Origin of the sequence: Bacillus sp. FSL R5-0447 (assembly GCF_038606125.1) — a bacterium.
Lineage (GTDB): Bacteria > Bacillota > Bacilli > Bacillales > Bacillaceae > Bacillus > Bacillus velezensis.
The window spans coordinates 342,662-365,784 of the sequence record NZ_CP152012.1; the positions used below are offsets into that span (position 1 = coordinate 342,662).

Genomic DNA, 23,123 nt, shown 5'->3' on the forward strand with positions numbered 1-23,123 from the left:
AAACAGCACAAAACAAAAAAGCTTGCAGAAAAAACATCATTTTCTCTACAAGCTGCTTTTTCATTCTTCAAAATAAGGATTCACATGGATGAGCACTTCTTCAACATCTGAAAAGTGTCTTTGGATTTCATTTCGGATTTCGCGGGCAATATCGTGTCCCTGCTTAATCGTCAAATCATGATCCAAAGATAAGCGGACATCAAGCAATTTATAGTGGCCGTGTTCTCTTGCTCGGATTTTATCGAGCCGTTTGACTTGAGGGCAGTGCAAAATAACGGCTTTATATTCCTCTATCAGTTCGGGATCAACACTTTTTTCCATGAGAACGTCAACAGACGGCCTGATTAATTCCATTGAAATCTTAAAAATGAGGTACGCCACGATGACACTGGCAATTGCATCGGCGTACAACAGATAGGACCATCCGCGTGTGTTCCCGATAATCGCCAATAGGACGCCGATAAAAGCGGCAAGAGAGGCAACGATATCGCCTTTATGATCGTATGCAATCGCTATAATCGCTTTACTGTTCCATTTTTCCCCTTGTTTAATCGAATAACGATATAAGAACTGCTTAGCCGCGTAGGATATCAGAGCCGCAAACAATGCGCTGTATTGCGGGATGCTTGGACCTTCAACAAAGGACGAAATCGCTTCTATCAGAATATACACGGAAACGAGCACTAATATGATTCCTACAATCGCTTCGCTGATGACCTCAGCTTTGCCATGCCCGAAAGGATGGTCTTGATCGGGCGGCTTATTAGAAATGCCGATGACGGCCAGGACAGCAATTGAAGCCGCGACATCCGCTGCAGAATGTATACCGTCGGCAAAAACTGCTTCACTATCGCCTATCAGTCCAAAAAAGATCTTTCCTGCCATTAAGATCAGATTGGCTATCAATGCAATCAAAGCAACTTTTTTGCTTATTTGTTCTCTTTCACTTGTCATTTTTTCCTCCTATAAAACTGCACAAAAAAATAGAGGCGCTTTTGATTCGCTCTCCGTATCCTTTCTTGTGTAATCACTTTGCTTATCGTACCAATTCAGTTTCGAGTGGGTCTATAGCAAGGTTGTTTCCTGTTTACTAATAAATAAGGTGACAGAAAAAAAGTTGGAGCAGGGCTAAACAGTACACAGACAAAATGGCGCTGAATTTAAAAATGAACTGTTGACATTTGAGTATTTATCTTTTATTATTATCTCGAATTCAAGATTTTTTAATTCAAGATAATTTAATTAGTGTGCAGGATAAAAACCTGCCGATCGTTTGAATCACGAAAAGATCAGTGAAGAGAACGTTTCGTTTTTTAATCATACGTTATTTGATTTTTTATACGAAAATATCTCGAATTCGAGATAAAAGAGGTGCGAGAGAAATGGCTGAATTTGTACAGCTAGTGAATGAAAGAAGATCTGCAAGCAACTTTCTTCCAGAACATCCAATCACAAGAGATGAACTCAACGAAATGTTTGAATTGGTTGCGTTGGCTCCATCAGCTTTTAATTTGCAGCATACAAAATATGTGGCGGTTCTTGACCCGGATGTAAAAGAAAAGCTGAAACAGGCCGCAAACGGACAATATAAAGTGTTTAGCTCATCAGCTGTTCTTTTGGTTTTAGGGGATAAGCAGGCATATCAGCAAGCGGCTGACATCTATGAAGGATTGAAGATGCTGGGGGTATTAAATAAACAAGAGTATGATCACATGGTTCAAGACACCGTTTCGTTTTATGAAAACAGAGGAGAACCATTTAAGAGAGATGAGGCGATAAGAAATGCTTCACTTTCTGCGATGATGTTTATGCTGAGTGCTAAGGAAAAAGGCTGGGACACTTGTCCGATGATAGGGTTTGATGCTGAAGCCGTGAAACAGATTTTGAAGATAGATGATCAATTTGAGGTCGTCATGATGATTACAATCGGGAAAGAAAAAATAGAAAGCAGAAGGCCGCGCGGCTACCGAAAGCCTGTGAATGAGTTTGTGGAGTATATTTAACTATTTGTAAAGGAGCAAATAAAAATGGCGAAAAAAACGATGGGCATCCATCATATTACGGCAATTGTCGGTCACCCTCAAGAGAATGCTGATTTCTACGCTGGAGTGCTGGGGCTGCGATTGGTTAAGCAAACGGTCAATTTTGATGATCCGGGTACGTATCACCTTTATTTTGGGGATGAAGGCGGGAAGCCGGGAACAATCATCACATTCTTTCCGTGGGCGGGCGCCCGCCAAGGCATCATTGGAGACGGACAGGTTGGTGTGACATCTTACGCCGTGCCGAAGGGTGCCGTGGCGTTTTGGGAAAAGAGACTTGAAAAGTTCAACATTCCATACACAAAAATCGAGCGTTTTGGAGAACAATATATAGAATTTGATGACCCGCACGGTCTGCACTTGGAAATCGTGGAAAGAGAAGAAGGAGAAGCCAATACGTGGACGTTCGGAGACATAACCCCGGATGTTGCCATTAAAGGCTTTGGCGGTGCGACCCTGTTATCAGCACAGCCTGAAAAAACAGGTAAACTGCTGGAAAACATCATGGGGCTTGAGCGAGTCGGTAAAGAAGGAGACTTCGTTCGTTATCGTTCTGCCGGTGATATCGGAAATGTGATTGACCTTAAGTTAACGCCTATCGGCCGCGGGCAAATGGGTGTCGGCACGGTCCATCACATCGCTTGGCGGGCTCAGGATGACGAAGATCAATTAGATTGGCAAAGGTTCATTGCTGCGCACGGATATGGTGTAACTCCTGTTCAGGATAGAAACTATTTTAATGCAGTTTACTTCAGAGAACACGGGGAAATCTTATTTGAGATCGCAACTGATCCGCCGGGCTTTGCCCATGATGAGTCCCAAGAAACAATGGGCGGAAAACTGATGCTCCCTGAGCAGTATTAACCGCACCGGGCACAAATTGAACTAGGGCTGCTGCCGTTTGAAGTGAGAGAATTAGATTGATTGATAGATGAACGTGAAGCATGAAGGAAAATAAAAAGATATACATTTAACAGATGTTTGCTGGAAGCGACTGTTGGTAAACAGCTGCCTTGCAGCACATCATATAATATGAAAAATAAGGAGAGATAAAAATGGAAGATGCAGGACTATTACTTATTCGAATCATAATTGGTGTGGTGTTTCTGTTTTATGGATCACAAAAATTATTCGGCTGGTTTGGCGGATACGGAATTAAAGGAACCGGACAGTGGTTCGAGTCAATTGGAGTTAAACCGGGCAATGCCGCGGCCGCTTTATCAGGTCTCGGGGAACTCGCAAGCGGAATTCTATTTATTTTAGGTGTTTTCCTCCCGCTCGGAGCTGCTATTATAACGATTATTATGTTAGGTGCCATCGTAAAAGTCCATGGAGCGAAAGGATTTGCCAACGGTGCCGGCGGTTTTGAATATAACTTGGTGCTGATTGCAGTCTCCATCGGAGTTGCACTCATCGGTTCAGGGGCGTACGCTTTGCATTTTTAATATAAGTCTCTAAGAACAGTTACTGAAAAGCGGTAACTGTTCTTTTATTTTTCAAGCACAACGTTCAGGTGCTCTGAATAGCAAAAAAGCGGATATGTTCAAAATAAATGTGTATAGTGGATGTACGCGAATTGATGAGCTTGGTCATGAAAGACGAGCCGATTTGGAGGAGGGTTTTGATGAAAGAGATGGCAGAATTACATTCATTAGATTCTATCGAGAATTTTATTAAACAGCATCAATTCAGTTTTATCTACATTTCAAGACCCGCCTGTACAGTATGTCACGCTGTTCTGCCGCAGCTCAGAAACGTATTGGATCAGTTTCCGAATATCAAATTGGGGCATATCAATGCTGACGAGGTAGAAGAGGTGGCCGGCAGATTTTCAGTCTTCACTGTTCCCGTGCTTCTTTTGTTCATTGATGGGACTGAGTTTCTGAGAGAAGCCCGCTTTGTTCATTTTGAACAGCTCGAAGAAAGGCTGAAAAGGGTTTATCAGTTATATCAAGATGTATAAAGCGTTTATACTTTACAAATAAAAAGCCCCTTTAAAGGGGCTTTTATCCGGCCTTTTTTACGTTATTCGGACCGCGGTTCTAAAAAACGGGACCCGCCCAAGTCTTTTCTCATCAGATAGATATGGAAAAAATATTCTCCGACGGCGATGATGACGGCGGAAATAAGAGCGGCAAACGCCAGTCTTCCTCCGGAAATGCCCATGGACAGCGGCATTCCCATCAGCCAGACAACAAGAAACGCGATTCCGAAATCAGCGGACGCCGCCGTGATATTATTCCATCTTGGAAGCACGTACAGGTCGCCCGTAAAGTAGGAAACGGCTCCCAGCACAATGGTCATCAGCAGCACGTCGCCGAATGTAAAGCGAAAACCTAAGCCGAGTATCAGGTACAGAATAATGATGGTCATAATGCCTTTAATGGCAAGCGCTTTAATGTGTTCCATGCGAATTCCTCCTTATGGAAATCATGTTAATATGTTTCCTCATAACGTGAAATATAAACCCTTTTTTCGTGAACATTTGTTTTCTGGCTTTTGTCTGTCATCACTGGGCCGCGGCTGAATATGATGAAGGGAGAAAATACGGGAGGTGTCATGATGGCAGTCGTAAAAGCGTCGAGCGCCGATCTGGATCTAATGGCAAGGCTGCTCAGGGCGGAAGCGGAAGGCGAAGGGAAGCAGGGAATGCTTTTGGTCGGCAATGTGGGAATCAATCGGGTGCGGGCGAATTGTTCTGATTTTAAAGGCCTGCGCACCATCAGGCAGATGGTGTTTCAGCCGCACGCGTTTGAAGCGGTGACTCACGGATACTTTTACCAGAGACCGCGTGAATCCGAGCGGAGGCTTGCCCGCCGGACGATTAACGGAGAACGGTTTTGGCCGGCTAAGTTCAGTCTGTGGTATTTTAAGCCTCCGGGCAACTGCCCGCAGACTTGGTATGGCCAGCCGTTTGTCGCCAGATTCAAATCCCACTGCTTCTATCAGCCGACAGGTGAGACGTGCGAAAACGTGTACAATACATTTTAATCCCGGGCGCACCGTTCTGAGAATGAACGGTGTTTTTTTAATTTTTTGTGAAGAAAAATAGGAAAAAAGTGCGCTTGACGGATGACAAGCCAAAAACAAACAGAGGGGGTTTTCTCCCGGCGGGGCAAGGTTTGTCGAAACAATGTGAAAAATGTCTCCCGCCGTCCATTTTTCAGCCTTACAAACCCTTCACACTTCTTCATAGCGGTTTAACATTTCTTTTTTATAATAAGGGCGATCAATGAGACGAAAGGGGAACTGACATGACACATGACGGCCGTTTAGATGAATGGATCAAGGAATTGGAGAACAAAAGCTTTCAGAACAATACGTTTGACCGCCGCGCATTTATACAGGGCGCCGGGAAAATCGCCGGTCTTTCCCTCGGGTTAGCGATCGCGCAATCCATCGGCGCGTTTGAAGTGAATGCCGCTCCGAAATTTTCAAACTATCCGTTCACCCTCGGCGTAGCCTCCGGCGACCCGCTGTCTGACAGCGTCATTCTCTGGACGCGTCTTGCCCCTGACCCGCTGAATGGGGGCGGCATGCCGAAGCAGGCCGTGCCGGTAAAATGGGAAATCGCCGCTGATGAACATTTTCGTCACATCGTCAAACGCGGAACGGAAATGGCCAAGCCGAATCTCGGACACTCCGTCCATGTCGAGGCGGACGGACTTAAGCCCAATAAAGTGTACTATTACCGGTTTAAAAGCGGGCATGAGCTCAGTCCCGTCGGCCGGACGAAAACGCTGCCCGCTCCCGGCGCTGACGTATCCGCCATGACGTTTGCATTTGCCTCATGCCAGCAGTATGAACACGGCTATTATACGGCGTATAAACATATGGCGAAGGAAAAGCTTGATCTCGTGTTCCATCTCGGAGATTACATTTATGAATACGGACCGAACGAATATGTGTCAAAAACGGGAAATGTCAGGACGCACAGCAGCGCCGAAGTGTATACACTGTCAGATTACCGCAACCGTCATGCCCAATACCGCTCTGATGCCAATCTGAAAGCCGCCCACGCCGCATTTCCGTGGGTCGTGACGTGGGACGATCATGAGGTGGAAAACAATTATGCCAATATTATCCCTGAAAAAGGCCAATCCGTTGAAGCGTTTGTGCTCAGGAGGGCCGCAGCTTACCAGGCTTATTATGAACATATGCCGCTCAGGCGCATGTCATTGCCGAACGGTCCTGATATGCGGCTGTACAGGCAATTTTCTTATGGCAATTTAGCATCGTTCAATGTGCTTGATACAAGACAGTACAGAGATGATCAGGCCAACGGCGACGGGAATAAGCCGCCTTCTGATGAGTGGAGAGACCCGAAGCGTACATTGATGGGGACAGAACAGGAGCAATGGCTGTTCGGAAATTTAGCCGCCTCAAAAGCGAAGTGGAATGTGCTGGCGCAGCAAATCTTTTTCGCGCAATGGAATTTCGGAACAACCGCCAATCCGATATACAGCATGGATTCATGGGACGGCTACCCGGCTCAGCGGGAGCGGGTCATCAATTTTATAAAAAGCAAAAACCTGAACAATGTCATCGTGCTGACGGGTGATGTTCACGCAAGCTGGGCGTCAAACCTGCATACCGATTTTAATCAAACGAATTCAAAGATTTTCGGAGCCGAATTCGTCGGGACTTCCATTACATCTGGAGGAAACGGGGCGGATAAACGGGCCGATACGGATCAGATCTTAAAACAAAACCCGCATATTAAGTTTTTCAACGATTACCGCGGCTATGTCCGCTGTACGGTGACCCCTGCCCAATGGAGAGCGGATTACAGAGTGGTGCCGTACGTGACGGAGCCGGGGGCTGAGGTATCCACGCGGGCTTCATTCATTTATCAGAAAGACCAGACGGGGATTCGGAAGGTCTCTCAAGCTGCGGTTGCAGGCGGTGTAAAGCAGTCAAATGAGGTGGAAGAGGATCGTTTCTTCGCCCATAACAATGCGCATGAAAAGCAAATGAGAAAGAAACGGGCCAAAATCTCACAATAAGGAGGCACACTCATGTTTTCTAATATCGGCATTCCCGGGTTGATCCTGATCTTCGTCATCGCTCTCATCATTTTCGGGCCTTCAAAGCTTCCGGAAATCGGCCGTGCCGCCGGCCGCACGCTGCTTGAATTTAAAAGCGCCGCAAAAACACTGGTCTCAAATGAAGAGCCGGACAAGCAGACGGCTGAGAAAGACAAAACGGCAGGCTGAATCCTGACATGGGGGCAGACGAATCCGCTTCTGCCTCTTTCTCTATAAGGAGGATGTACGATTGGATAAAAAAGAAACCCACTTGATCGGGCATTTAGAGGAAGTCCGGCAGCGTCTCATTAAAACCGTTATCGCCTTTCTCGTGTTTTTTATCGGCGCCTGCTGGTTTGTGCAGGATATTTATGACTGGCTGATCAAGGATTTGGATGGCAGGCTGGCCGTTTTAGGGCCGAGCGAGATTTTATGGGTGTATATGATGATTGCGGGAATATGCGCCCTTACGGCAACGATTCCGGTTGCCGCTTTTCAGCTCTGGCGTTTTACGGCGCCGGCTTTGACCCCGTTTGAACGCCGCGCCGCTTTGCTTTACATTCCGGGGCTTTCGGTTTTGTTTATTATCGGAATTTCCTTCGGGTATTTTGTGCTGTTTCCGATTGTGCTCGGATTTTTAACACAATTATCCGCCGGCCATTTTGACATGGTATTTTCGGCGGACAAGTATTTTACCTTTATGCTGAATCTTACATTGCCGTTCGGATTTTTGTTTGAAATGCCTCTGGCCGTCATGTTTCTGACACGGCTCGGAATCGTGAATCCAACCCGGCTGGCAAAGGCGCGGAAGCTTTCGTATTTTGTGCTGATCGTCGTCTCGGTGCTGATTACGCCTCCGGATTTTATGTCTGACTTTCTCGTCATGATTCCGCTGCTCGTCCTCTATGAAATCAGTGTGACGCTGTCCCGCATCGTTTACCGGAAGAAATGGGCCGAGGCGGCGTCTGCAGCTTAGTGAAGTTCGCCTCCGCCGGTCTCAATATCGTCCTCATGCGCCGCGGCGGTCACCGCGGCGATTTTGAGCGCTTTTGTCACGAGATCCAGGCTGAGGCTCGGCGCAGACTTTTGCAAGGTTTGCTCCGGAATGTACGGGATGTGTATAAACCCGCCGCGGATGGGCGGATGATGGCGGCTGATTTCATCCATCAGCCCGTAAAAGAGGTGATTGCATACAAACGTCCCCGCCGTGTAGGATACAGCCGCGGGAATGCCTTCCTTTTTGATTTCCTCAACGATCCGTTTGATCGGAAGGCCGGTCCAATAAGCCGCGGGACCGTCTTGAGAAATGTTTTCCCCGACAGGCTGGTTTCCTTCGTTATCCGGTATGCGCGCCTCATTGAGATTGATCGCGACCCGTTCCGGCGTGATCTGCATTCTGCCGCCTGCCTGTCCGACACAGATGATAATGTCAGGCTGATGCTTTTTGATCGCCTCGCGCAGCACGGCAAGAGACTTATAAAAAACGGTCGGCACTTGTTCAGATACGATAGAGGCGGGGCCCTCAGCGGCACCATTCAGCCGTTTGACCGCTTCCCATGAAGGATTGACCGTTTCCCCGCCGAAGGGGTCAAAGCCTGTCAGCAATACTTTTTTCTCCATATAAAACCCTCCTTTTCTTTTTACCATACTCTATAATGGACATATATTCCTGCCGAAGGGGGAAACACGTCTTGAACTCGCCTCTGGTGCAATACCGATCTTTATTTCCGGCGCTCCGCACACATACGATGCTCGCCAGCTGCTCTCAAAGCGCTCTTGCCCTGCCGGTTTCAAAAGCGATCAATGACTATCAGGAAAGCCTGCTTCAGCATGGCGGAAACTGGGAAGAAGCCATTGGACGAACGGAGCAGGCAAGGTGTGAATTTGCGAAATTGATCGGCGCCCATCCTGAAGAAATCGCCGTTTTACCTTCAGTAACGGCTGCTGTCTCTGCCGTCGTTTCTGCTTTGCCGGATTGCCGAAAGAAACAGGCGGTGTATACGGAATTGGATTTTCCGGCGATCGCCCACATTTTGAAGGCACAGACTGAGATGGAGCTTTCAGTCGTGCCGTCTGAAGACGGAATGATCCCGTTAGAGCGGTATGAGACGTACATATCGGAACAGACGCTTTTCACCTGTGTGCCCCATGTGTCATATACGTCCGGTTTTGTCCAGGATATGAAGCGCATTGCCGAGATATCCGCAAAGAAGGGATCGCTTCTTTTTGTCGATGCTTATCAATCGGCGGGGCACATCCCGATTGATGTAAAAGAATGGGGAGTTGATATGCTGGCCGCGGGTGCGAGAAAGTATATGCTCGGCATACCGGGAACGGCGTTTCTTTATGTCAGAAAGGAACTCGCCGAACGGCTGAAGCCGAAAGTCACCGGGTGGTTCGGGCAGCAGCGGGCGTCGATGCTGGATATAACCCGTTTTTCTTATGCGGACGGAGCCAAACGCTTTGAGACCGGAACCCCGGCATTTATCAGCATATATGCGGCACAGGCGGCTTTATCTCTAGTGAACGATGCCGGCACAGACCGCATTCACCGGGAAGTAAAAAAACTCAGCGCATTTGCGTGTGAATACGCTTTTGAAAAAGGGTTGCACCTCACAGGGCCGCCGTCTGCCGATGACAGACCCGGCATGATCTCCATACGGGATGAAAAAGCGGCGGAAACGGCTGCGCTGTTGAGGCGGAAAAACATCGTATGCGCACCCAGCGGACATATCATCCGGCTGGCGCCTCATTTCTATAACACGGCCGATGATCTGATGTATGCGATTGATGAACTGGCTGAAGCGCGCGGTATATAAAAAAACAGCAGACTCACGGGGAGCCTGCTGTTTTCTTATGAGTGATTCACTTTGACCCGTTTCATAAAGAAGGCGCTGATCAAGCCGATAACAGCGACAATCATCGCGAAGATAAAGGCGTGCTGGACGCCCGCAATCAGCGCGTGAGAGTATGCGGAAGGATCATTCGGGTTTTTCACGGTGCTCATATAATTCTTCTGCCCGGCTGCCATGATGCTGACCGCCACCGCAGTGCCGATTGCGCCGGCCATCTGCTGGAGCGTATTCATAATGGCCGTTCCGTCCGGATAAAATTCCGGCGGCAGCTGGTTTAAGCCGTTCGTTTGCGCCGGCATCATGATCATGGAAATGCCGATCATCAGGCATGTGTGGAGCACGACGATGAGAATGGCCGTTGAAGTGCCGGTAATGTTTGAGAAAAACCAAAGTACGGCGGCCGTGATGACAAACCCGGGAATGACAAGCCACTTCGGTCCGTATTTGTCAAACAGGCGCCCCGTCACCGGAGACATAAAGCCGTTTAAAATACCGCCCGGCAGCAGGATGAGTCCGGACGTAAACGCCGTCAGCATCAGTCCGCTTTGTAAATACATAGGCAATAGAAGCATTGTTGATAAGATAACCATCATACAGATAAATACAATCACGACACCGAGAACAAACATCGGATAGCGGAAAGCGCGCAGATTCATCATCGGCTGCTTCATTGTCAGCTGCCTGATGGAAAATAAGATGAGCGCGATCGCACCGACAGTGAGCGAACCGATAACCGTCGGGCTTGACCAGCCGTCTGATCCTTCGCCCGCATTGCTGAATCCGAATACGATGCCGCCAAACCCGATCGTAGACAGAATAATGGAAAGCACGTCAATTTTCGGTTTTGTAATGTCAGACACGTTCTGCATGTAGGCGATGCCGAATAAAAGAGCCAACACAAGAAACGGCAGGGAAATCCAGAAAATCCAATGCCAGTTCAAATGCTCTAACACAAGCCCTGAAAATGTCGGACCGATCGCAGGAGCGAACATGATGACAAGCCCGATCGTCCCCATCGCCGCTCCGCGCTTATGCGGCGGAAAGATGACGAGGATTGTATTAAACATCAGCGGCAGCAGCAGCCCGGTTCCTAAAGCCTGCACGATTCTCGCCGCCAAAAGAAACGGAAAGCTCGGCGCAAGCGCTGCAATCAGCGTGCCGATAATGGAAAAAGCAAGTGAAACGATAAACAGCTGTCTCGTCGTAAACCATTGCAAAAGCAGACCCGATACCGGGACAAGAATACCGAGAACGAGCAGATAGCCCGTCGTCAGCCACTGGACGGTTGCAGGAGTGATATGTAACTCCTTCATCAGGTCAGTCAGGGCGATATTCAGCGCCGTTTCACTGAACATGCCGATAAACCCTGCCGTCAGCAAAGAAATCATGATCGGCATGACTTTATATTGTTTGGAAGGCTGAGCATTTTCCAAAATCATTCTCCTCTCTTTCTATACGTACATGTCTCTCGTATTTTATGTCTTCAGCAGGTTCGGGATTTGTTTAGAAATATGGAGGATCGGCATTTTGTCTTTTTTGGCTAAGGACACAATGATGCCGCCTTCTATCATGGCATTTAAAACAGTGCTGATTTCCGCCGCTTTCTCATCAGAAAAACCGGCTGATCTCAATTTGCCCGCGAACAGATTCTCCCATTCCTGATAAGCGCTTTGACAGGCCTGCTGGAGCTTTTCGCTCTTTAAAGCAGTCTCGGCAGCCAGTAAACCGACAGGAAACCCTTCAAAGTTCTCCGGACATGTGAATTGGCTTGATAAGTCCTGTAAAAACGCTTGAATGCTTTCCGCAGGATCAGGATGGGCATCAAGGCTTTCTTTTATTTTCATACGGATATAATGGCTCATTTCATTGACAGCCTCAATGGCGAGCTGCTCTTTGCCGTCCGGAAAATGATAGTAAAGAGAACCTTTCGGCGCACCGCTTTCTTTAATAATCTGATTCAGCCCCGTGCCGTAATATCCCTGAAGCTGAAACAGCCTGGTTGCCGCGGCGAGGATTTTTTCACGAGAATCTCCATAGCTCATAATGTTCCCACCTTACTGATTTTTGACAAATTTAAAATATAGTGACTGGTCTATTATCTTGATTTCACATGACGGTGTCAAGGTTTTTTAACGGTTATTTTCTTCGGGAGGTTGCCTGACAAGCGCGTTGACCGGTGAGAGGAAAATCTTCATAAATAAAGAAAAGGAGAGAAAAGAATGAAAAAACAATTTATGCCCTTCATTACATTTATCACGGCTCTGCTCTTCATCGCGGCCGGCTGCTCTCAATCTCCTCAAGCGAAAGAAACACCGCCCCGGATGGCAGCCGCAGCCCCAGCGAAAAAAGACGGACTTCCGAATGTTAAAATTCTTGCCGCCGGCGGCACAATTGCAGGCGCTGCTCCTTCAAAGACGTCCGCTACGGAGTACACGGCGGGGGCAATCGGAGTTGATGCCCTGATTCAGGCCGTTCCGGAGATAAAAGAGGTCGCGCATGTGAGCGGAGAACAGGTTGTGAATATAGGCAGCCAGAATATGAATAACGAGACACTGCTGAAACTTGCAAAACGGGTAAACAAGCTGCTCAAGTCTGATGATACAGACGGCATTGTCATTACACATGGAACAGACACACTTGAGGAAACCGCCTACTTTCTCAATCTGACGGTCAAAAGTGACAAGCCCGTTGTTGTCGCCGGGTCAATGAGGCCGTCCACGGCGATCGGAGCAGACGGGCCGTCCAACTTATATAACGCTGTAAAAACAGCGGCTGCGCCTGATGCGAAAGGTAAGGGGACGCTTGTCGTATTAAATGACAGAATCGCTTCGGCGCGCTATGTGACAAAAACCAATACAACCGCGGCAGACACATTCAAATCGGAAGAGATGGGTTATATCGGAACAATTGCTGATGACATCTATTTTAATAACATCATGACCCGAAAGCATACGAAGGATACAGATTTCAAAATAGACAAACTTGATAAACTGCCGCAAGTCGATATTATATACGGCTATCAAAATGACGGAAGCTATCTCTTTGAAGCTGCCGTAAAATCAGGGGCGCAAGGCATTATTTTTGCAGGCCCGGGAAACGGCTCAATGTCTGATGCGGCGCAAAAAGGCGCCGTAAAGTCGGTCAAAAGCGGGCTGGCGGTCGTCCGCTCCACAAGGACGGGAAACGGAACGGTAACACCTAATCGAGAGTATGAAAAAGACCATTTGACAGCTTCAAACTCTCTCAACCCTCAAAAAGCGCGGATTCTGCTGATGCTCGCGCTGACAAAAACGCATGACCCTAAGCGGATTCAAACCTATTTCAATGAGTACTAGGAGAAGAGAACCGGGTGTTCTCTCCTTTTTTTGTTTGCCGTATTAAAGTATAAGTGTGCTTTCGGGAAAGGGGCGTCTTTCTCATTTTTCCGCCTCTTTTTCAATTGTTGAAAACAGTAAAAAATACTCTATTTTTTCCTTTTCTTCTCTAATAAAATGAAAATTGCAAAAAATTACATAACAGGAGGAAAGTTCATGAAACAAATCAAAAGCAAAATCCTAGCGATTCTTACAGTCTGCATGCTCTCCGTCATTTCCGTATTTGCCTTCCAGCCGACCGTATCGAAAGCTTCCTCAGAGCATAACCCGGTTGTCATGGTCCACGGAATCGGCGGGGCGTCCTTTAACTTCGCGGGAATCAAAACGTACTTGGCATCCCAAGGCTGGTCAAGAAATGAGATGTACGCCATTGATTTTCTGGACAAAACCGGAAACAACAGACACAATGCGCCGAGACTGTCCAATTACGTGAAAAAAGTGCTCAGCGAAACAGGTGCGAAAAAAGTCGATATCGTCGCGCACAGCATGGGCGGCGCCAACACGCTCTATTACATTAAAAATCTTGACGGCGGAGACAAAATCGCAAACGTCGTCACACTGGGCGGAGCGAACGGCCTTGTGACCAACCGGGCGCTTCCGGGGACTGATCCGAACCAAAAGATTTTATATACATCGATTTACAGCTCAGCGGACTTAATCGTCCTGAACCCGCTGTCACGGCTGATCGGCGGGAAAAACGTGCAGATTCACGGTGTCGGACACATCGGACTTTTGATGAACAGCCAAGTAAACGGGCTGATTAAAGAAGGTCTGAACGGCGGCGGACAAAATACAAATTAACAGTTTCAAAGCCCCGGAGAATGAGAATATCCCGGGGTCTTTTTTTCTTCCATATTCTTTTTTCGCCGTAAACCAAGCCCTCTGAAGTTATTTTTGTTAAAATAATAAAGTTATATCAGAATTCGGAGGGTTTATTGTGGGAAAAGTGAAAAGAAACGCCCCTTGCCCATGCGGCAGCGGGAAGAAATATAAAAAATGCTGCGGAAGCAAAGAAGCTGCCATTCCGGCAGACATCGCGGCAAAAGAAGCGAAACAGATTCAGGAAAGCCTAATGGAGTACGCCTTTACAGCACATAGAGACGGCATATCATCATTTATTAACCAGCACGCGTTCATTACGGAGCTGGACAGACAGACAAAAGACATCGGAGTCTTCAACCTCGGCATCTGGGGAATTTTCTTCCGTCCGCTGGCAGGCGGCAAGACGATTTTTGAAGAATATCTTCAGAAAAAAGCCGGCGGCATCAACCGCCCGAAAACACGGGAAATCGTTGAATCATGGAAAAGCATGACACCTGCCGTTATGGTGCTTGAAGATGTGAAAGAAGGAATGATTCACTTTGAAGATGTGATGACGAAAAAACAATTCAAAGTGGAAATGGACGTCAGCCAGCAGGATCTTCCGCCGGCGGGAAGCCTGATTCTCGGCTATCCGATCCACGAAGCGGAAAAAGCGGAGTTCTTCATGCAATTTACGATCTTCCCTGTGAAGCGGACCGAAGCTCTAATCAGCAAAGTGAAAAAGGCGGCTGCCCCGGCTCTTGCGGAAGGAAAATCGCCTGAGCGCTTTATGCAGGACAACTTCGACATTGTGCTGGCCGCTCTTTTAGGAACGGCGGAAGAGCCTGAGCAGGCTGCTGAAGAAAAACAGACAGAGTGGGCCAACGACATGGAGAAGGAAACGGCAGACGCCATTGAAAAAGGCCTGAGCGGGGATGAATACCCGGCTGAGCTGGTTCCGGCCGTAATTGATCTGTGGAAAACGTTCTGTGTCAAAAAAACACCGACGATCAGAAAGCCTGAAGCTTTCGCGGCGGCGGTCGAATATTACGTAAACAGCATTTCTCTGAACGGCGCGTCCGTTTCTCAAGCGAAGCTGGCGAAGAAGTACGGCGTCAGCGCCTCAACGATTTCCAGCCGCTATAAGGAAATTGAGGGTGCTCTCACGGATGAAGCCGAACGCTTCGCCGCAGCTCTGACATCTTAATACACAGCAAAAAAACCTTGAAGGGCAAACGCTTTTCAAGGTTTTTTCTGCAGATAGGCTCTCAGGCAGGATAATTCTTACCGTCTATCTAATACTAAACAGAGCGATAAAAGGAAGGGAGCCTGAGCCATGGATGAGACACGTACGCTGGGCAGGACGGATTTACGGGTAAAGCGTATCGGTTTTGGCGCAAATGCGGTCGGAGGACATAATTTGTTTCCGAATCTTAATGATGAAACGGGAAAAGAACTCATCCGCACAGCGTTGGGCGGCGGCGTCAATTTTATTGATACGGCGTTTATATACGGTTTGGGGCGTTCCGAAGAGTTAATCGGTGAAGTTGTCGCAGAGCGCGGCGTGCGGGACAGCCTCGTGATTGCGTCAAAAGGCGCGCATAAAGAAGTCAACGGACAAATCGAGCTGGACAACAGCCGTGAATTTCTCCGGAGTGAGGCGGAAAACAGCCTGAAGCGGCTGAAAACAGACGTGATTGATTTGTATTACGTCCACTTCCCTGACGGCAAAACACCGCTCTCCGAAGTGGCGGGCACGCTAAAAGAACTGAAGGACGAAGGGAAAATCAGAGCAATCGGCGCGTCCAATCTCAGCTTCCGGCAATTGCAGGAGTTTAACGCCGACGGCTATTTAGAGGTTTTTCAATCGGAATATTCACTGATTCAGCGTGAGGCGGAGCATGATCTGCTGCCTTATTGTGAAAAGAACGGCATTTCCTTTATTCCTTATTTCCCGCTTGCTTCCGGCTTGCTGACGGGAAAGTTTACAAAAGACACAGTCTTTGAGGACAGCCGAAAGAACAGGCCGCCGTTTCAGGGAGAAGCTTTTCGCCAAAACCTGGAGAGAGTGGATAAGCTTCGGGCCGTTGCGGAGGAAAAAGGGGCGCAGACAGCGCATATCGCACTCGCGTGGCTTCTGTCGCAGCCGGCAGTGGATGCGATCATTCCCGGAGCCAAACGCCCCGACCAGCTGAAACACAATCTGGACGCGCTTCATGTGCAGTTAACCGAGGATGAGGTTCAATATATCAGTGACATCTTTAAGTGAAAATAAAAAAAGGAAATAGCCTGCGCTATTTCCTTTCTTGTTGTCAGGACGTTTTCAAAAACGCTTCTGTCAATCCTTCCAGATCGGCGTCTGTATCCAGATACCACTGGCCGCGGGCGTTTTTCTTCATCTCGATTTCTCTTGTAACAGAAGAAGAAGCCGGTTTGAGGCGCATAAACTCTTCCGGATAGACAGAAAGCAGGTGGCTGACAATTTCGTTTTCATCAGCATCAGGGTGCTTTCCGGCATAGTCTTGCACGCGGTCTTGCAGCTGGCCCGCAAGCGGAGACATATCAAGCGGCGTCACTTTTGCTTCAAGGACGGCTTTTTTTCCTGACATGGATTTGGTATGCACCTTGAGCTCTGTGTTATCCCGAAGCGCTGATGACATGGCGTCAATAATAGCGGAAATGGCTTTTGAATCCGCCTGTTCTTGTGAAATGCCTGCAGAAGCGATAAAGCTGGCTTTCGCCGATTCCTGATATGCGGCGGCCGTCATTTTTTCATTTACACCGGTCAGGCGGGTGAAATCTTTATTGTGCTTGCCGTACAGCATCACATCAATGTATGCGGATAATGCGTCCGCCGGGTCAGGTTTTGCGTTGGAGGCTGTGCCTTTGACTTTCAGTTTATAAGATAAAGGCTTCGCGTCTTTTGCCTGCGGCTGATATACCAATTCATAGGATTTGCCTTCGTCAGCTGTGAAGTACAGATTGCCCGTCACTGTCTTACCGGCATGAAGCGTGCCGCTCTGCATCAAGTCTTCCTTATCGGCCTTGGCTGTTTTCGCGTCATCCTGATAAAGCGAGAAGTCGCTGCTTTTGACGGTAAGCGGGTCTTTGCCCGTATTTTTGACGGTGACCGTTACTTTCAGCGCGGCCGGATGTTCAGTATCGTCTGAAGCGGCCCATGCCGTCTCTTTTATTTTCACTTTCGCCGTGCTGCTTTCCTGGCCGCCGCTCGTTTCGCTGCTGCACGCGGCGGTAAATGCCGTGAGAAGCAGAATGAAAAACACGGCGCTCATTTTTTTGATGGACATCTGGTTTACCCCCTGTTGTTAATGATTAATTCGATAGTCATGAAGACGGACAGGTTAATTATACTAGTTTTGTATAAAAGAGTCTTGGTAATCATCAATCTTTTTGGAAGAAAAGGAAGTGTTATGATGAATAAAGAAGAATTGAAACAGCTGGCTCTCCGAATCGGAAACGTACCTGCCCGCTACGAGAGTAATGTGGAAGAATACCAGGAAGATGAGGTTCTGTTTTGGTGGGAAGATAAGAATGATCCGGAAGCCGGCATCATGGTCGACCGGGACGGAAAACTGAAATACTTATCCCGTCCGGCTTTCCGGACTGATCTGCCGGCTCTTTCGGAATCGGACATAGAAGAACGGATGCGGGCGTTTTTAGAAACCCATCGTCCGGGGGCATTGGCTGAGTTTGAACCGGAAAAAAACGGACCCGCAAATGATGGCGATGTGAGATATTCCTATGTTCAGATGGCTGACGGTCTGCCGCTTCCGCTGACCGGGTTTTACATCGACCTGGCTGTGACAGGGGAAGTAACCGGCTTTTCTTACCATGGGAAGGCCGATGATCTGTTAAGACCGGAGACAATTGCGGACAAGCGGGAAGCATTGGCTCACTTTGTCAAACATATAGAAGCAGAGCTGTTGTTCACCGTCCTGCATCAGTCCGTCTATGTGCAGGGGGATGACAAGCCCCATCTCGTCTATGAAATCGTGTCTCCGACGCGGCCGATATCGGCCGACCTGAAGGAAGAAAATGCAGAATTAGACGAATATGAAGAGCTGGAAGACGACACGCGGCCGTATGTCCCGATTTCACGCCCTGCACCTGAAGCGGAAAAGATGAGCATCAATGACATGATCGGGCTGCACGACGGTTTTTATAAAGATAGGGAAAGCGATCTTGGAGAGGGCTGTATCGGCATTGCCTGGCGTCCTGAAAAAACAAAATCCGTGCGGGAAGATAAAAGCTTGGAAAGTCTGTTTAAAGAACGGAATGAACACGTATTGAAAACAAGATATGATAAAGAATCGGGCCGGCTCACCGGGGTGATGTCATTTATAAAAGTTGAAGGCGAATCGGTGTTTTCCGAGGAAGAATGCCATCACATGGCCATCCGCTTTTTATTCGCCATTTTTCCGGAAGCGGATCAGTATTTCCGGGTTCAATATGATGAACCGGATGATGAAGGAGAAAACGCAGGGCTTACATATAAGGCTTGTTCGGACGGCGTTGATTTGCGATTCGGAGAGGGGAGAATCTGTGTCAGCAAAAAGACGGGTCTTGTCACTTTTTATATGCCGCCGGAAATTGATCCGAAAGAGCTCCAGGAAATCGATCCCGTTCCTTCATTGACAATGGAAGAGGCGAAGGACGCGATCCGCCGGGCCATCAAAGCCGAGCTCGCTTGGGATCGTTGTTACGATGACGACAGCTGCGGAAAAGTGTACAGGCTCGTATACAAGCCGGTTTTCCCGCGGTTTATTGAGGCTCATACAGGGGAAGCGATCACGAGTTTAATAGGCTGAAGGTCATGGGCGTTCGTCCCGGGGCTTTCACGGGGAATGTGACATTTGTATGAAAAAGAGCCGCTCTGAATACGGCTCTTTTCCCTCTTTGCTAAAAATAGACACATAAAAGGCACTTTCTTCCCTTTAAAAGGATAAGGACGTTTTTATATAATAAAAAACAGTTCTTTTTTATACACTCTTCTGAAAGGATGACCCCATTGCTGAAAGAACATCTGAGAAAAAAAGCGCTGGAAATCGGGAACATACCGCCGGACTATGAGCTTGAAATAGAAGATTATGATGAAAAACAAAAAACGAAAGCCTATTATATATGGAAAGATCGTAACCATCCGGATAAAACGGTCACGATTGAGCTGGGCGACGACGGATCTTTGCTTACCTATTCACGCAACGACTGTCCGAGTTCAGACATGAAGCTGTCAGACGCCGAATTAAAGCTGACGGCTCTTCGGTTTGCGGCGAGACACCGCCCGCTTACTTTTATGAATTTCATCTTTCAGGCGAGGGAAGAACGCAATGGGTGCATCCGATTTATCTATACAAAAAAAGTGCTCGGCCGGCCGCTTCCCGATTCAGGTTTTTTCGTTGATGTAACCAGGAGCGGCTTCGTCGTGCAGTTTATCTATTACGGGGATAAGGGTGAAGCGCCCGTCCCGGAAACATTCGTCGATCGGGAAAAAGTCGTCTCGCATTATATGAGTGTGCTGACATTCAGTCTCGTCTATGATGTGGTCAATTTTGAGAAAATACCGCGTCTCGTCTATGAACCGATTCTGCCGGCTTACAGCTATCCGGCCGGTGAAGATGATATCGTGCCGGATCAGCAGCTTTGCGAAGACAGGAATGAGCCGGCAAAACCGCTTCCCGCGTTTGAACATAAACGGGAAATCAGCCTGGATGAATTAATGGGGTTTACCTCGGATATGGTTCAGACGCGCCGGCGCGATCTCGGGGATGAGATCGGAACGACATGGCGGAAAGGATCGGTTCCGGAACGGAAAGATTTGAGTATCGAAAGCTATTTTGAAAGCAGCAACAAAAATACAATGAAGATGAAAACGGACAAAAAGACAGGGAAAATGACAGCCTTTAAATCTTTTATTGAGCATCAGGGCCCGGCCTTTTATTCTGCGGAAGAGTGTGAGACCGTCGCGCTTCAATTTTTATACAAACTTTATCCGAGAGCGGACGAGTTTTTTAAAATGAACCCGCTGAAAACGGACGGAAGGGGCAGGTTCCGCTTCCATTTTTCCGTATGGCATCAGGATATTCCGCTGCGGTTCGGCGCTGCGAGAATACTTGTCAGTCCCGTAACGGGGCTTGTGGAAGCTTACATGGCGCCTGACATTGACCCGGAGCAGCTGGAGAAGATCAATCCGGTGCCGGCCGTTACTCCCGAAGAAGCAAAGGCCGCTTTTTTATCCGATTTCCATCTGCGGCTGGAGTGGCAGCGCGATTTTACGCCGTCCGGCAATGAAGGATATAAGCTTGTGTACAGGCCTGTCTATCCTCCGTACATTGATGCGCAAAAGCGAAAAAAGAAAAGGTTTTATTAGCCAGGGATCATTTGTAAATGAGGATAATCTTTAAAGCCTCTCCAATCGCCTCCCCAATCAAAACCGAGCGTTTTGGCAATCGATACGACCTCAAGCCAATCGGGCGTGCCGTTTCGGTTTCCGTCGTACGTCATATCCCAAATCAGGCTTCCATCCTTTTTTTGCAGGGCGAAGTCGATCGCAAGGCCGTAATTGTGGTAAGATTCCCCGCCTTTTGCGTAGGTGACGATATTTCCTTTTTTTGAACGTCCTTGACGGTACAATTCGTTTTGTTCCTCAATTGATCTGAAACCCTCTGTGATAATGACGGTGATGCCTTTTTTCAGAGCGGCCGTCTGCAATAGCTCCGCATTCTGTTTCACGAGCGGATGAAGAGCGCTTGGAATGGCTCTGTCTTGTAATGCCGTCTGCGGCCTCAATTCTTTCTGCACATAGGAAAAACATAGGTCTGCGGAAAAGAAGAGGATCAAAAGCAGCGCAATTCTGACTGGTCGTTTCATGATGAATTCTCTCTTTCTTTAATTGATTAAAATCTTTGTTTGCTCACTGCCATAAATTTGCTATGATAAAATATAACATAATTAGTAGCCGGAGGAAGGAGGCAAATCTATGAAATCCAAAATTCCATCTGAAGAAGTGGCCGTAAAGATGAATGAATGGTATAAGCTGATCCGCGCGTTTGAAGCCGATCAAGCTGAAGCGCTGAAGCGGGAGATTCAATATGAACTCGAAGATATGGAAGAGAACCAGGATTTATTGTTGTATTTTTCATTGATGGAATTTCGGCACCGCATCATGCTGGATAAATTAAAACCCATGAAAGACGGCGACTGCCAGCCTCCGTTCTCTGAAATGCTCACTGAGATTGAGATGAACCAGCAAAAGCTGACCGGCTTACTGGAATATTATTTTTACTATTTCAGGGGAATGTATGAATTTAAGCAGAAAAACTTCATCTCAGCGATTTCTCATTATAAGCGGGCTGAGGAAAAGCTTGAATATGTGGAAGATGACATAGAGAAAGCCGAGTTTCTGTATAAAATTTCTGAGGTGTACTATCATATCAAGCAGACTTTCTTTTCGATGAATTACGCGGGGCAGGCGCTTGATATTTACAAGAAATATGAATTATACGGAATGAGAAGGGTGCAGTGCAAATTTATCATTGCCGGAAATCTGATGGACGCCCAGCAGCATAAAAAAGCGCTGGAATACCTCGAATGCGCCTTGGAGCACGCGGAGCGGCTTGATGATCAATATATGATTGCTGCGGCCTATTATAATATCGGGCACTGTATGTACAGTCTGGGTGATTTTTGCAAGGCGGCGGAGGATTTTGAACGGGCGGCTGCCGGATTTGAAGCACACAGCTTCCGGCAGGTCATCCAGGCTGTTTTTTCACTCACGCATATCTACTTTAAAACGGAAAAATACAGTGAAGCCGCCGCCAGCTGCGCGCGGGGCATGAGAAGCGCGGCGGAGTGGGAAGATGAGATCTATATGACGAAATTCCGTCTGATTAAAGAGCTTTATCAGGGGGAAGGCGGACAGGATTCGCTCAAAGAGTATTTTGACATTCTGGAATCAAAAGAGCTGTTGGCTGACACAGAGGAACTGCTTCAGGACGCGGCTCATTTCTTTCATCAACGGGAGAACTACAAAGCGGCATCTTATTTTTTCAGCAGGCTTGTCGGCGTGCAAAAAAGGCTGCAAATGAACAACTACGCATAATGAAAAAAAGAACGAGGGAGCTTCGGCTTCATCGTTCTTTTTATGATCTCTTTTGTTTTCGGCCGATCAAAACCGGGTACATGCTCTGTATTAATATCAGGGAGGAAATGAGACAATGTATCAGGATTTACAGGGAAAAACAGCAATCGTAACAGGTTCTTCGAAAGGAATCGGAAAAGCCATTGCCGAACGCTTCGGCAAGGAGCGGATGAATGTGGTTGTGAACTACCTCGGTGATTCCGCCGGAGCGGAAGAAGCGGCGGACATCATTGAGAAAGCGGGAGGCCGAGCCGTCACCGTAAAAGCCGATGTATCCTCAGAAGAAGGGATTCAGGCGCTGTTTGATGCCGCCCAGGAGCATTTCGGGGGTGTGGACGTGATGGTCAACAATTCCGGCTTTAACGGAGCCGAAGCGATGCCCCATGAAATGAGCCTGGAAGATTGGCAAAGGGTCATCGACGTCAACGTGACCGGCACCTTTTTGGGGGCGAAAGCGGCACTGAAACATATGCTCGAGCGCGGCAAAAAAGGAACGGTCTTAAACATATCGAGCGTTCATCAGCAAATACCGCGTCCTGAAAACGTGCAGTACTCGGCATCCAAAGGCGGGATCAAAATGATGACGGAAACGATGGCGCTCAATTACGCAGACAAAGGCATCCGGGTGAATGCCATCGCTCCCGGCACGATCGCCACGGAGTCCAATAAGGATCTGGAAGATGAAACACATAAACAGGCCCAGCTGAAAAAAATTCCGATGAACGCCTTCGGAAAACCGGAAGAAGTCGCCGCGGCCGCCGCATGGATGGTGTCGGAAGAAGCGAGTTACGTAACCGGAACGACACTTTTCGTCGACGGAGGCATGACGCTTTATCCGTCTCAGCTGGAAAGTTAAAAGAGGAGGG

The 23,123-nt window shown here is 47.9% G+C and carries 24 protein-coding genes; 17 read left to right on the top strand and 7 right to left on the bottom strand.

The features are described 5' to 3' along the window. Positions 1-60: 60 nt before the first annotated feature. Positions 61-954, bottom strand: a complete 894-nt coding sequence (locus tag NYE68_RS01820) for a cation diffusion facilitator family transporter (RefSeq protein WP_113766591.1) — start codon at positions 952-954, stop codon at positions 61-63. A 428-nt stretch (positions 955-1,382) separates the two neighbouring features. Here NYE68_RS01820 and NYE68_RS01825 point away from each other — a divergent pair, with 428 nt between their 5' ends. The 4 genes from NYE68_RS01825 to NYE68_RS01840 all read left to right on the top strand — a co-directional run bounded on the left by NYE68_RS01825 (position 1,383) and on the right by NYE68_RS01840 (position 4,005). Then, a complete protein-coding gene (locus tag NYE68_RS01825) occupies positions 1,383-2,003 on the top strand; it encodes a nitroreductase family protein (RefSeq protein ID WP_113766592.1) in 621 nt (206 codons plus the stop codon). Between the two features lie 24 nt (positions 2,004-2,027). After that, positions 2,028-2,906, top strand: coding sequence for a ring-cleaving dioxygenase (locus NYE68_RS01830; protein ID WP_324636154.1), 879 nt, complete (start codon positions 2,028-2,030; stop codon positions 2,904-2,906). 191 nt (positions 2,907-3,097) lie between these two features. Continuing rightward, entirely contained in the window at positions 3,098-3,487 is a 390-nt protein-coding gene (locus NYE68_RS01835; protein ID WP_015239089.1) for a DoxX family protein, read from the top strand. Positions 3,488-3,666: 179 nt separating this feature from the next. Continuing rightward, a complete protein-coding gene (locus NYE68_RS01840) occupies positions 3,667-4,005 on the top strand; it encodes a thioredoxin family protein (protein WP_015416731.1) in 339 nt (112 codons plus the stop codon). 62 nt (positions 4,006-4,067) lie between these two features. Here NYE68_RS01840 and NYE68_RS01845 read toward each other — a convergent pair whose 3' ends face one another. After that, positions 4,068-4,451 (bottom strand): DUF2512 family protein, encoded by a 384-nt coding sequence (locus tag NYE68_RS01845; protein ID WP_003156684.1) that lies wholly within the window; start codon positions 4,449-4,451, stop codon positions 4,068-4,070. A 153-nt stretch (positions 4,452-4,604) separates the two neighbouring features. On the opposite strand from NYE68_RS01845, the gene NYE68_RS01850 reads away from it, so the two are divergent. From NYE68_RS01850 to tatC, 4 genes are all read left to right on the top strand, one after another. Further along, the gene (locus NYE68_RS01850) at positions 4,605-5,033 is read left to right on the top strand and encodes a cell wall hydrolase (protein ID WP_015416732.1); all 429 of its coding nucleotides are present in this window, start codon (positions 4,605-4,607) and stop codon (positions 5,031-5,033) included. A gap of 263 nt (positions 5,034-5,296) precedes the next feature. Next, positions 5,297-7,048 (top strand): alkaline phosphatase, encoded by a 1,752-nt coding sequence (locus NYE68_RS01855; protein WP_033575133.1) that lies wholly within the window; start codon positions 5,297-5,299, stop codon positions 7,046-7,048. 12 nt (positions 7,049-7,060) lie between these two features. Then, positions 7,061-7,258 carry a twin-arginine translocase TatA/TatE family subunit gene (locus NYE68_RS01860; RefSeq protein WP_003156681.1) on the top strand — a complete coding sequence of 66 codons (198 nt, stop codon included), beginning with the start codon at positions 7,061-7,063 and terminating at the stop codon, positions 7,256-7,258. Between the two features lie 61 nt (positions 7,259-7,319). After that, a complete protein-coding gene (tatC, locus tag NYE68_RS01865) occupies positions 7,320-8,045 on the top strand; it encodes a twin-arginine translocase subunit TatC (RefSeq protein WP_342494036.1) in 726 nt (241 codons plus the stop codon). Here tatC and pcp read toward each other — a convergent pair. After that, complete coding sequence (gene pcp / locus NYE68_RS01870; RefSeq protein ID WP_033575135.1) at positions 8,042-8,689, bottom strand: pyroglutamyl-peptidase I; 648 nt, start codon at positions 8,687-8,689, stop codon at positions 8,042-8,044. The two genes, tatC and pcp, sit on opposite strands and share 4 nt — an antisense overlap. 71 nt (positions 8,690-8,760) lie before the next feature. On the opposite strand from pcp, the gene NYE68_RS01875 reads away from it, so the two are divergent. Next, entirely contained in the window at positions 8,761-9,888 is a 1,128-nt protein-coding gene (locus tag NYE68_RS01875; protein ID WP_161620107.1) for an aminotransferase class V-fold PLP-dependent enzyme, read from the top strand. Between the two features lie 35 nt (positions 9,889-9,923). Here the strand turns inward: NYE68_RS01875 and lmr(B) are convergent, their stop codons facing one another. Further along, on the bottom strand, positions 9,924-11,363 hold the full coding sequence (lmr(B), locus tag NYE68_RS01880; RefSeq protein WP_032865253.1) for a lincomycin efflux MFS transporter Lmr(B): 1,440 nt from the start codon (positions 11,361-11,363) through the stop codon (positions 9,924-9,926). Positions 11,364-11,399: 36 nt separating this feature from the next. Next, positions 11,400-11,966: a TetR/AcrR family transcriptional regulator gene (locus NYE68_RS01885; protein ID WP_007409030.1), complete on the bottom strand. Its 567-nt coding sequence runs from the start codon at positions 11,964-11,966 to the stop codon at positions 11,400-11,402. A 177-nt stretch (positions 11,967-12,143) separates the two neighbouring features. On the opposite strand from NYE68_RS01885, the gene NYE68_RS01890 reads away from it, so the two are divergent. From NYE68_RS01890 to NYE68_RS01905, 4 genes are all read left to right on the top strand, one after another. Then, positions 12,144-13,259: a type II asparaginase gene (locus NYE68_RS01890; RefSeq protein ID WP_061861126.1), complete on the top strand. Its 1,116-nt coding sequence runs from the start codon at positions 12,144-12,146 to the stop codon at positions 13,257-13,259. A gap of 195 nt (positions 13,260-13,454) precedes the next feature. Beyond that, the gene (locus tag NYE68_RS01895) at positions 13,455-14,099 is read left to right on the top strand and encodes a triacylglycerol lipase (protein WP_007409033.1); all 645 of its coding nucleotides are present in this window, start codon (positions 13,455-13,457) and stop codon (positions 14,097-14,099) included. Positions 14,100-14,235: 136 nt separating this feature from the next. After that, a complete protein-coding gene (locus NYE68_RS01900; RefSeq protein ID WP_015416739.1) occupies positions 14,236-15,306 on the top strand; it encodes a helix-turn-helix domain-containing protein in 1,071 nt (356 codons plus the stop codon). 129 nt (positions 15,307-15,435) lie between these two features. Beyond that, on the top strand, positions 15,436-16,368 hold the full coding sequence (locus tag NYE68_RS01905; protein ID WP_342494037.1) for an aldo/keto reductase: 933 nt from the start codon (positions 15,436-15,438) through the stop codon (positions 16,366-16,368). 43 nt (positions 16,369-16,411) lie between these two features. On the opposite strand, the gene NYE68_RS01910 is transcribed toward NYE68_RS01905, so the two are convergent. Continuing rightward, complete coding sequence (locus tag NYE68_RS01910) at positions 16,412-17,407, bottom strand: DUF5105 domain-containing protein (RefSeq protein ID WP_015416740.1); 996 nt, start codon at positions 17,405-17,407, stop codon at positions 16,412-16,414. A gap of 126 nt (positions 17,408-17,533) precedes the next feature. On the opposite strand from NYE68_RS01910, the gene NYE68_RS01915 reads away from it, so the two are divergent. After that, complete coding sequence (locus NYE68_RS01915; RefSeq protein WP_324636152.1) at positions 17,534-18,928, top strand: YcdB/YcdC domain-containing protein; 1,395 nt, start codon at positions 17,534-17,536, stop codon at positions 18,926-18,928. Positions 18,929-19,128: 200 nt separating this feature from the next. Continuing rightward, positions 19,129-20,487 (top strand): YcdB/YcdC domain-containing protein, encoded by a 1,359-nt coding sequence (locus tag NYE68_RS01920; RefSeq protein WP_015416742.1) that lies wholly within the window; start codon positions 19,129-19,131, stop codon positions 20,485-20,487. On the opposite strand, the gene NYE68_RS01925 is transcribed toward NYE68_RS01920, so the two are convergent. Beyond that, a complete protein-coding gene (locus NYE68_RS01925) occupies positions 20,484-20,987 on the bottom strand; it encodes a M15 family metallopeptidase (protein WP_015416743.1) in 504 nt (167 codons plus the stop codon). The two genes, NYE68_RS01920 and NYE68_RS01925, sit on opposite strands and share 4 nt — an antisense overlap. A gap of 109 nt (positions 20,988-21,096) precedes the next feature. On the opposite strand from NYE68_RS01925, the gene NYE68_RS01930 reads away from it, so the two are divergent. After that, positions 21,097-22,218 carry a tetratricopeptide repeat protein gene (locus NYE68_RS01930; protein ID WP_033575143.1) on the top strand — a complete coding sequence of 374 codons (1,122 nt, stop codon included), beginning with the start codon at positions 21,097-21,099 and terminating at the stop codon, positions 22,216-22,218. 115 nt (positions 22,219-22,333) lie between these two features. Beyond that, positions 22,334-23,113, top strand: a complete 780-nt coding sequence (locus tag NYE68_RS01935; RefSeq protein ID WP_039252868.1) for a glucose 1-dehydrogenase — start codon at positions 22,334-22,336, stop codon at positions 23,111-23,113. The last annotated feature ends 10 nt before the right edge of the window (positions 23,114-23,123 follow it).

What these genes read in the sequence shown, in the direction of transcription:
- NYE68_RS01820 (WP_113766591.1), bottom strand. Translation starts at nt 954, where the DNA reads ATGACAAGTGAAAGAGAACAAATAAGCAAAAAAGTTGCTTTGATTGCA.
- NYE68_RS01825 (WP_113766592.1), top strand. Translation starts at nt 1,383, where the DNA reads ATGGCTGAATTTGTACAGCTAGTGAATGAAAGAAGATCTGCAAGCAAC.
- NYE68_RS01830 (WP_324636154.1), top strand. Translation starts at nt 2,028, where the DNA reads ATGGCGAAAAAAACGATGGGCATCCATCATATTACGGCAATTGTCGGT.
- NYE68_RS01835 (WP_015239089.1), top strand. Translation starts at nt 3,098, where the DNA reads ATGGAAGATGCAGGACTATTACTTATTCGAATCATAATTGGTGTGGTG.
- NYE68_RS01840 (WP_015416731.1), top strand. Translation starts at nt 3,667, where the DNA reads ATGAAAGAGATGGCAGAATTACATTCATTAGATTCTATCGAGAATTTT.
- NYE68_RS01845 (WP_003156684.1), bottom strand. Translation starts at nt 4,451, where the DNA reads ATGGAACACATTAAAGCGCTTGCCATTAAAGGCATTATGACCATCATT.
- NYE68_RS01850 (WP_015416732.1), top strand. Translation starts at nt 4,605, where the DNA reads ATGGCAGTCGTAAAAGCGTCGAGCGCCGATCTGGATCTAATGGCAAGG.
- NYE68_RS01855 (WP_033575133.1), top strand. Translation starts at nt 5,297, where the DNA reads ATGACACATGACGGCCGTTTAGATGAATGGATCAAGGAATTGGAGAAC.
- NYE68_RS01860 (WP_003156681.1), top strand. Translation starts at nt 7,061, where the DNA reads ATGTTTTCTAATATCGGCATTCCCGGGTTGATCCTGATCTTCGTCATC.
- pcp (WP_033575135.1), bottom strand. Translation starts at nt 8,689, where the DNA reads ATGGAGAAAAAAGTATTGCTGACAGGCTTTGACCCCTTCGGCGGGGAA.
- NYE68_RS01885 (WP_007409030.1), bottom strand. Translation starts at nt 11,966, where the DNA reads ATGAGCTATGGAGATTCTCGTGAAAAAATCCTCGCCGCGGCAACCAGG.
- NYE68_RS01890 (WP_061861126.1), top strand. Translation starts at nt 12,144, where the DNA reads ATGAAAAAACAATTTATGCCCTTCATTACATTTATCACGGCTCTGCTC.
- NYE68_RS01895 (WP_007409033.1), top strand. Translation starts at nt 13,455, where the DNA reads ATGAAACAAATCAAAAGCAAAATCCTAGCGATTCTTACAGTCTGCATG.
- NYE68_RS01905 (WP_342494037.1), top strand. Translation starts at nt 15,436, where the DNA reads ATGGATGAGACACGTACGCTGGGCAGGACGGATTTACGGGTAAAGCGT.
- NYE68_RS01910 (WP_015416740.1), bottom strand. Translation starts at nt 17,407, where the DNA reads ATGTCCATCAAAAAAATGAGCGCCGTGTTTTTCATTCTGCTTCTCACG.
- NYE68_RS01915 (WP_324636152.1), top strand. Translation starts at nt 17,534, where the DNA reads ATGAATAAAGAAGAATTGAAACAGCTGGCTCTCCGAATCGGAAACGTA.
- NYE68_RS01925 (WP_015416743.1), bottom strand. Translation starts at nt 20,987, where the DNA reads ATGAAACGACCAGTCAGAATTGCGCTGCTTTTGATCCTCTTCTTTTCC.
- NYE68_RS01930 (WP_033575143.1), top strand. Translation starts at nt 21,097, where the DNA reads ATGAAATCCAAAATTCCATCTGAAGAAGTGGCCGTAAAGATGAATGAA.
- NYE68_RS01935 (WP_039252868.1), top strand. Translation starts at nt 22,334, where the DNA reads ATGTATCAGGATTTACAGGGAAAAACAGCAATCGTAACAGGTTCTTCG.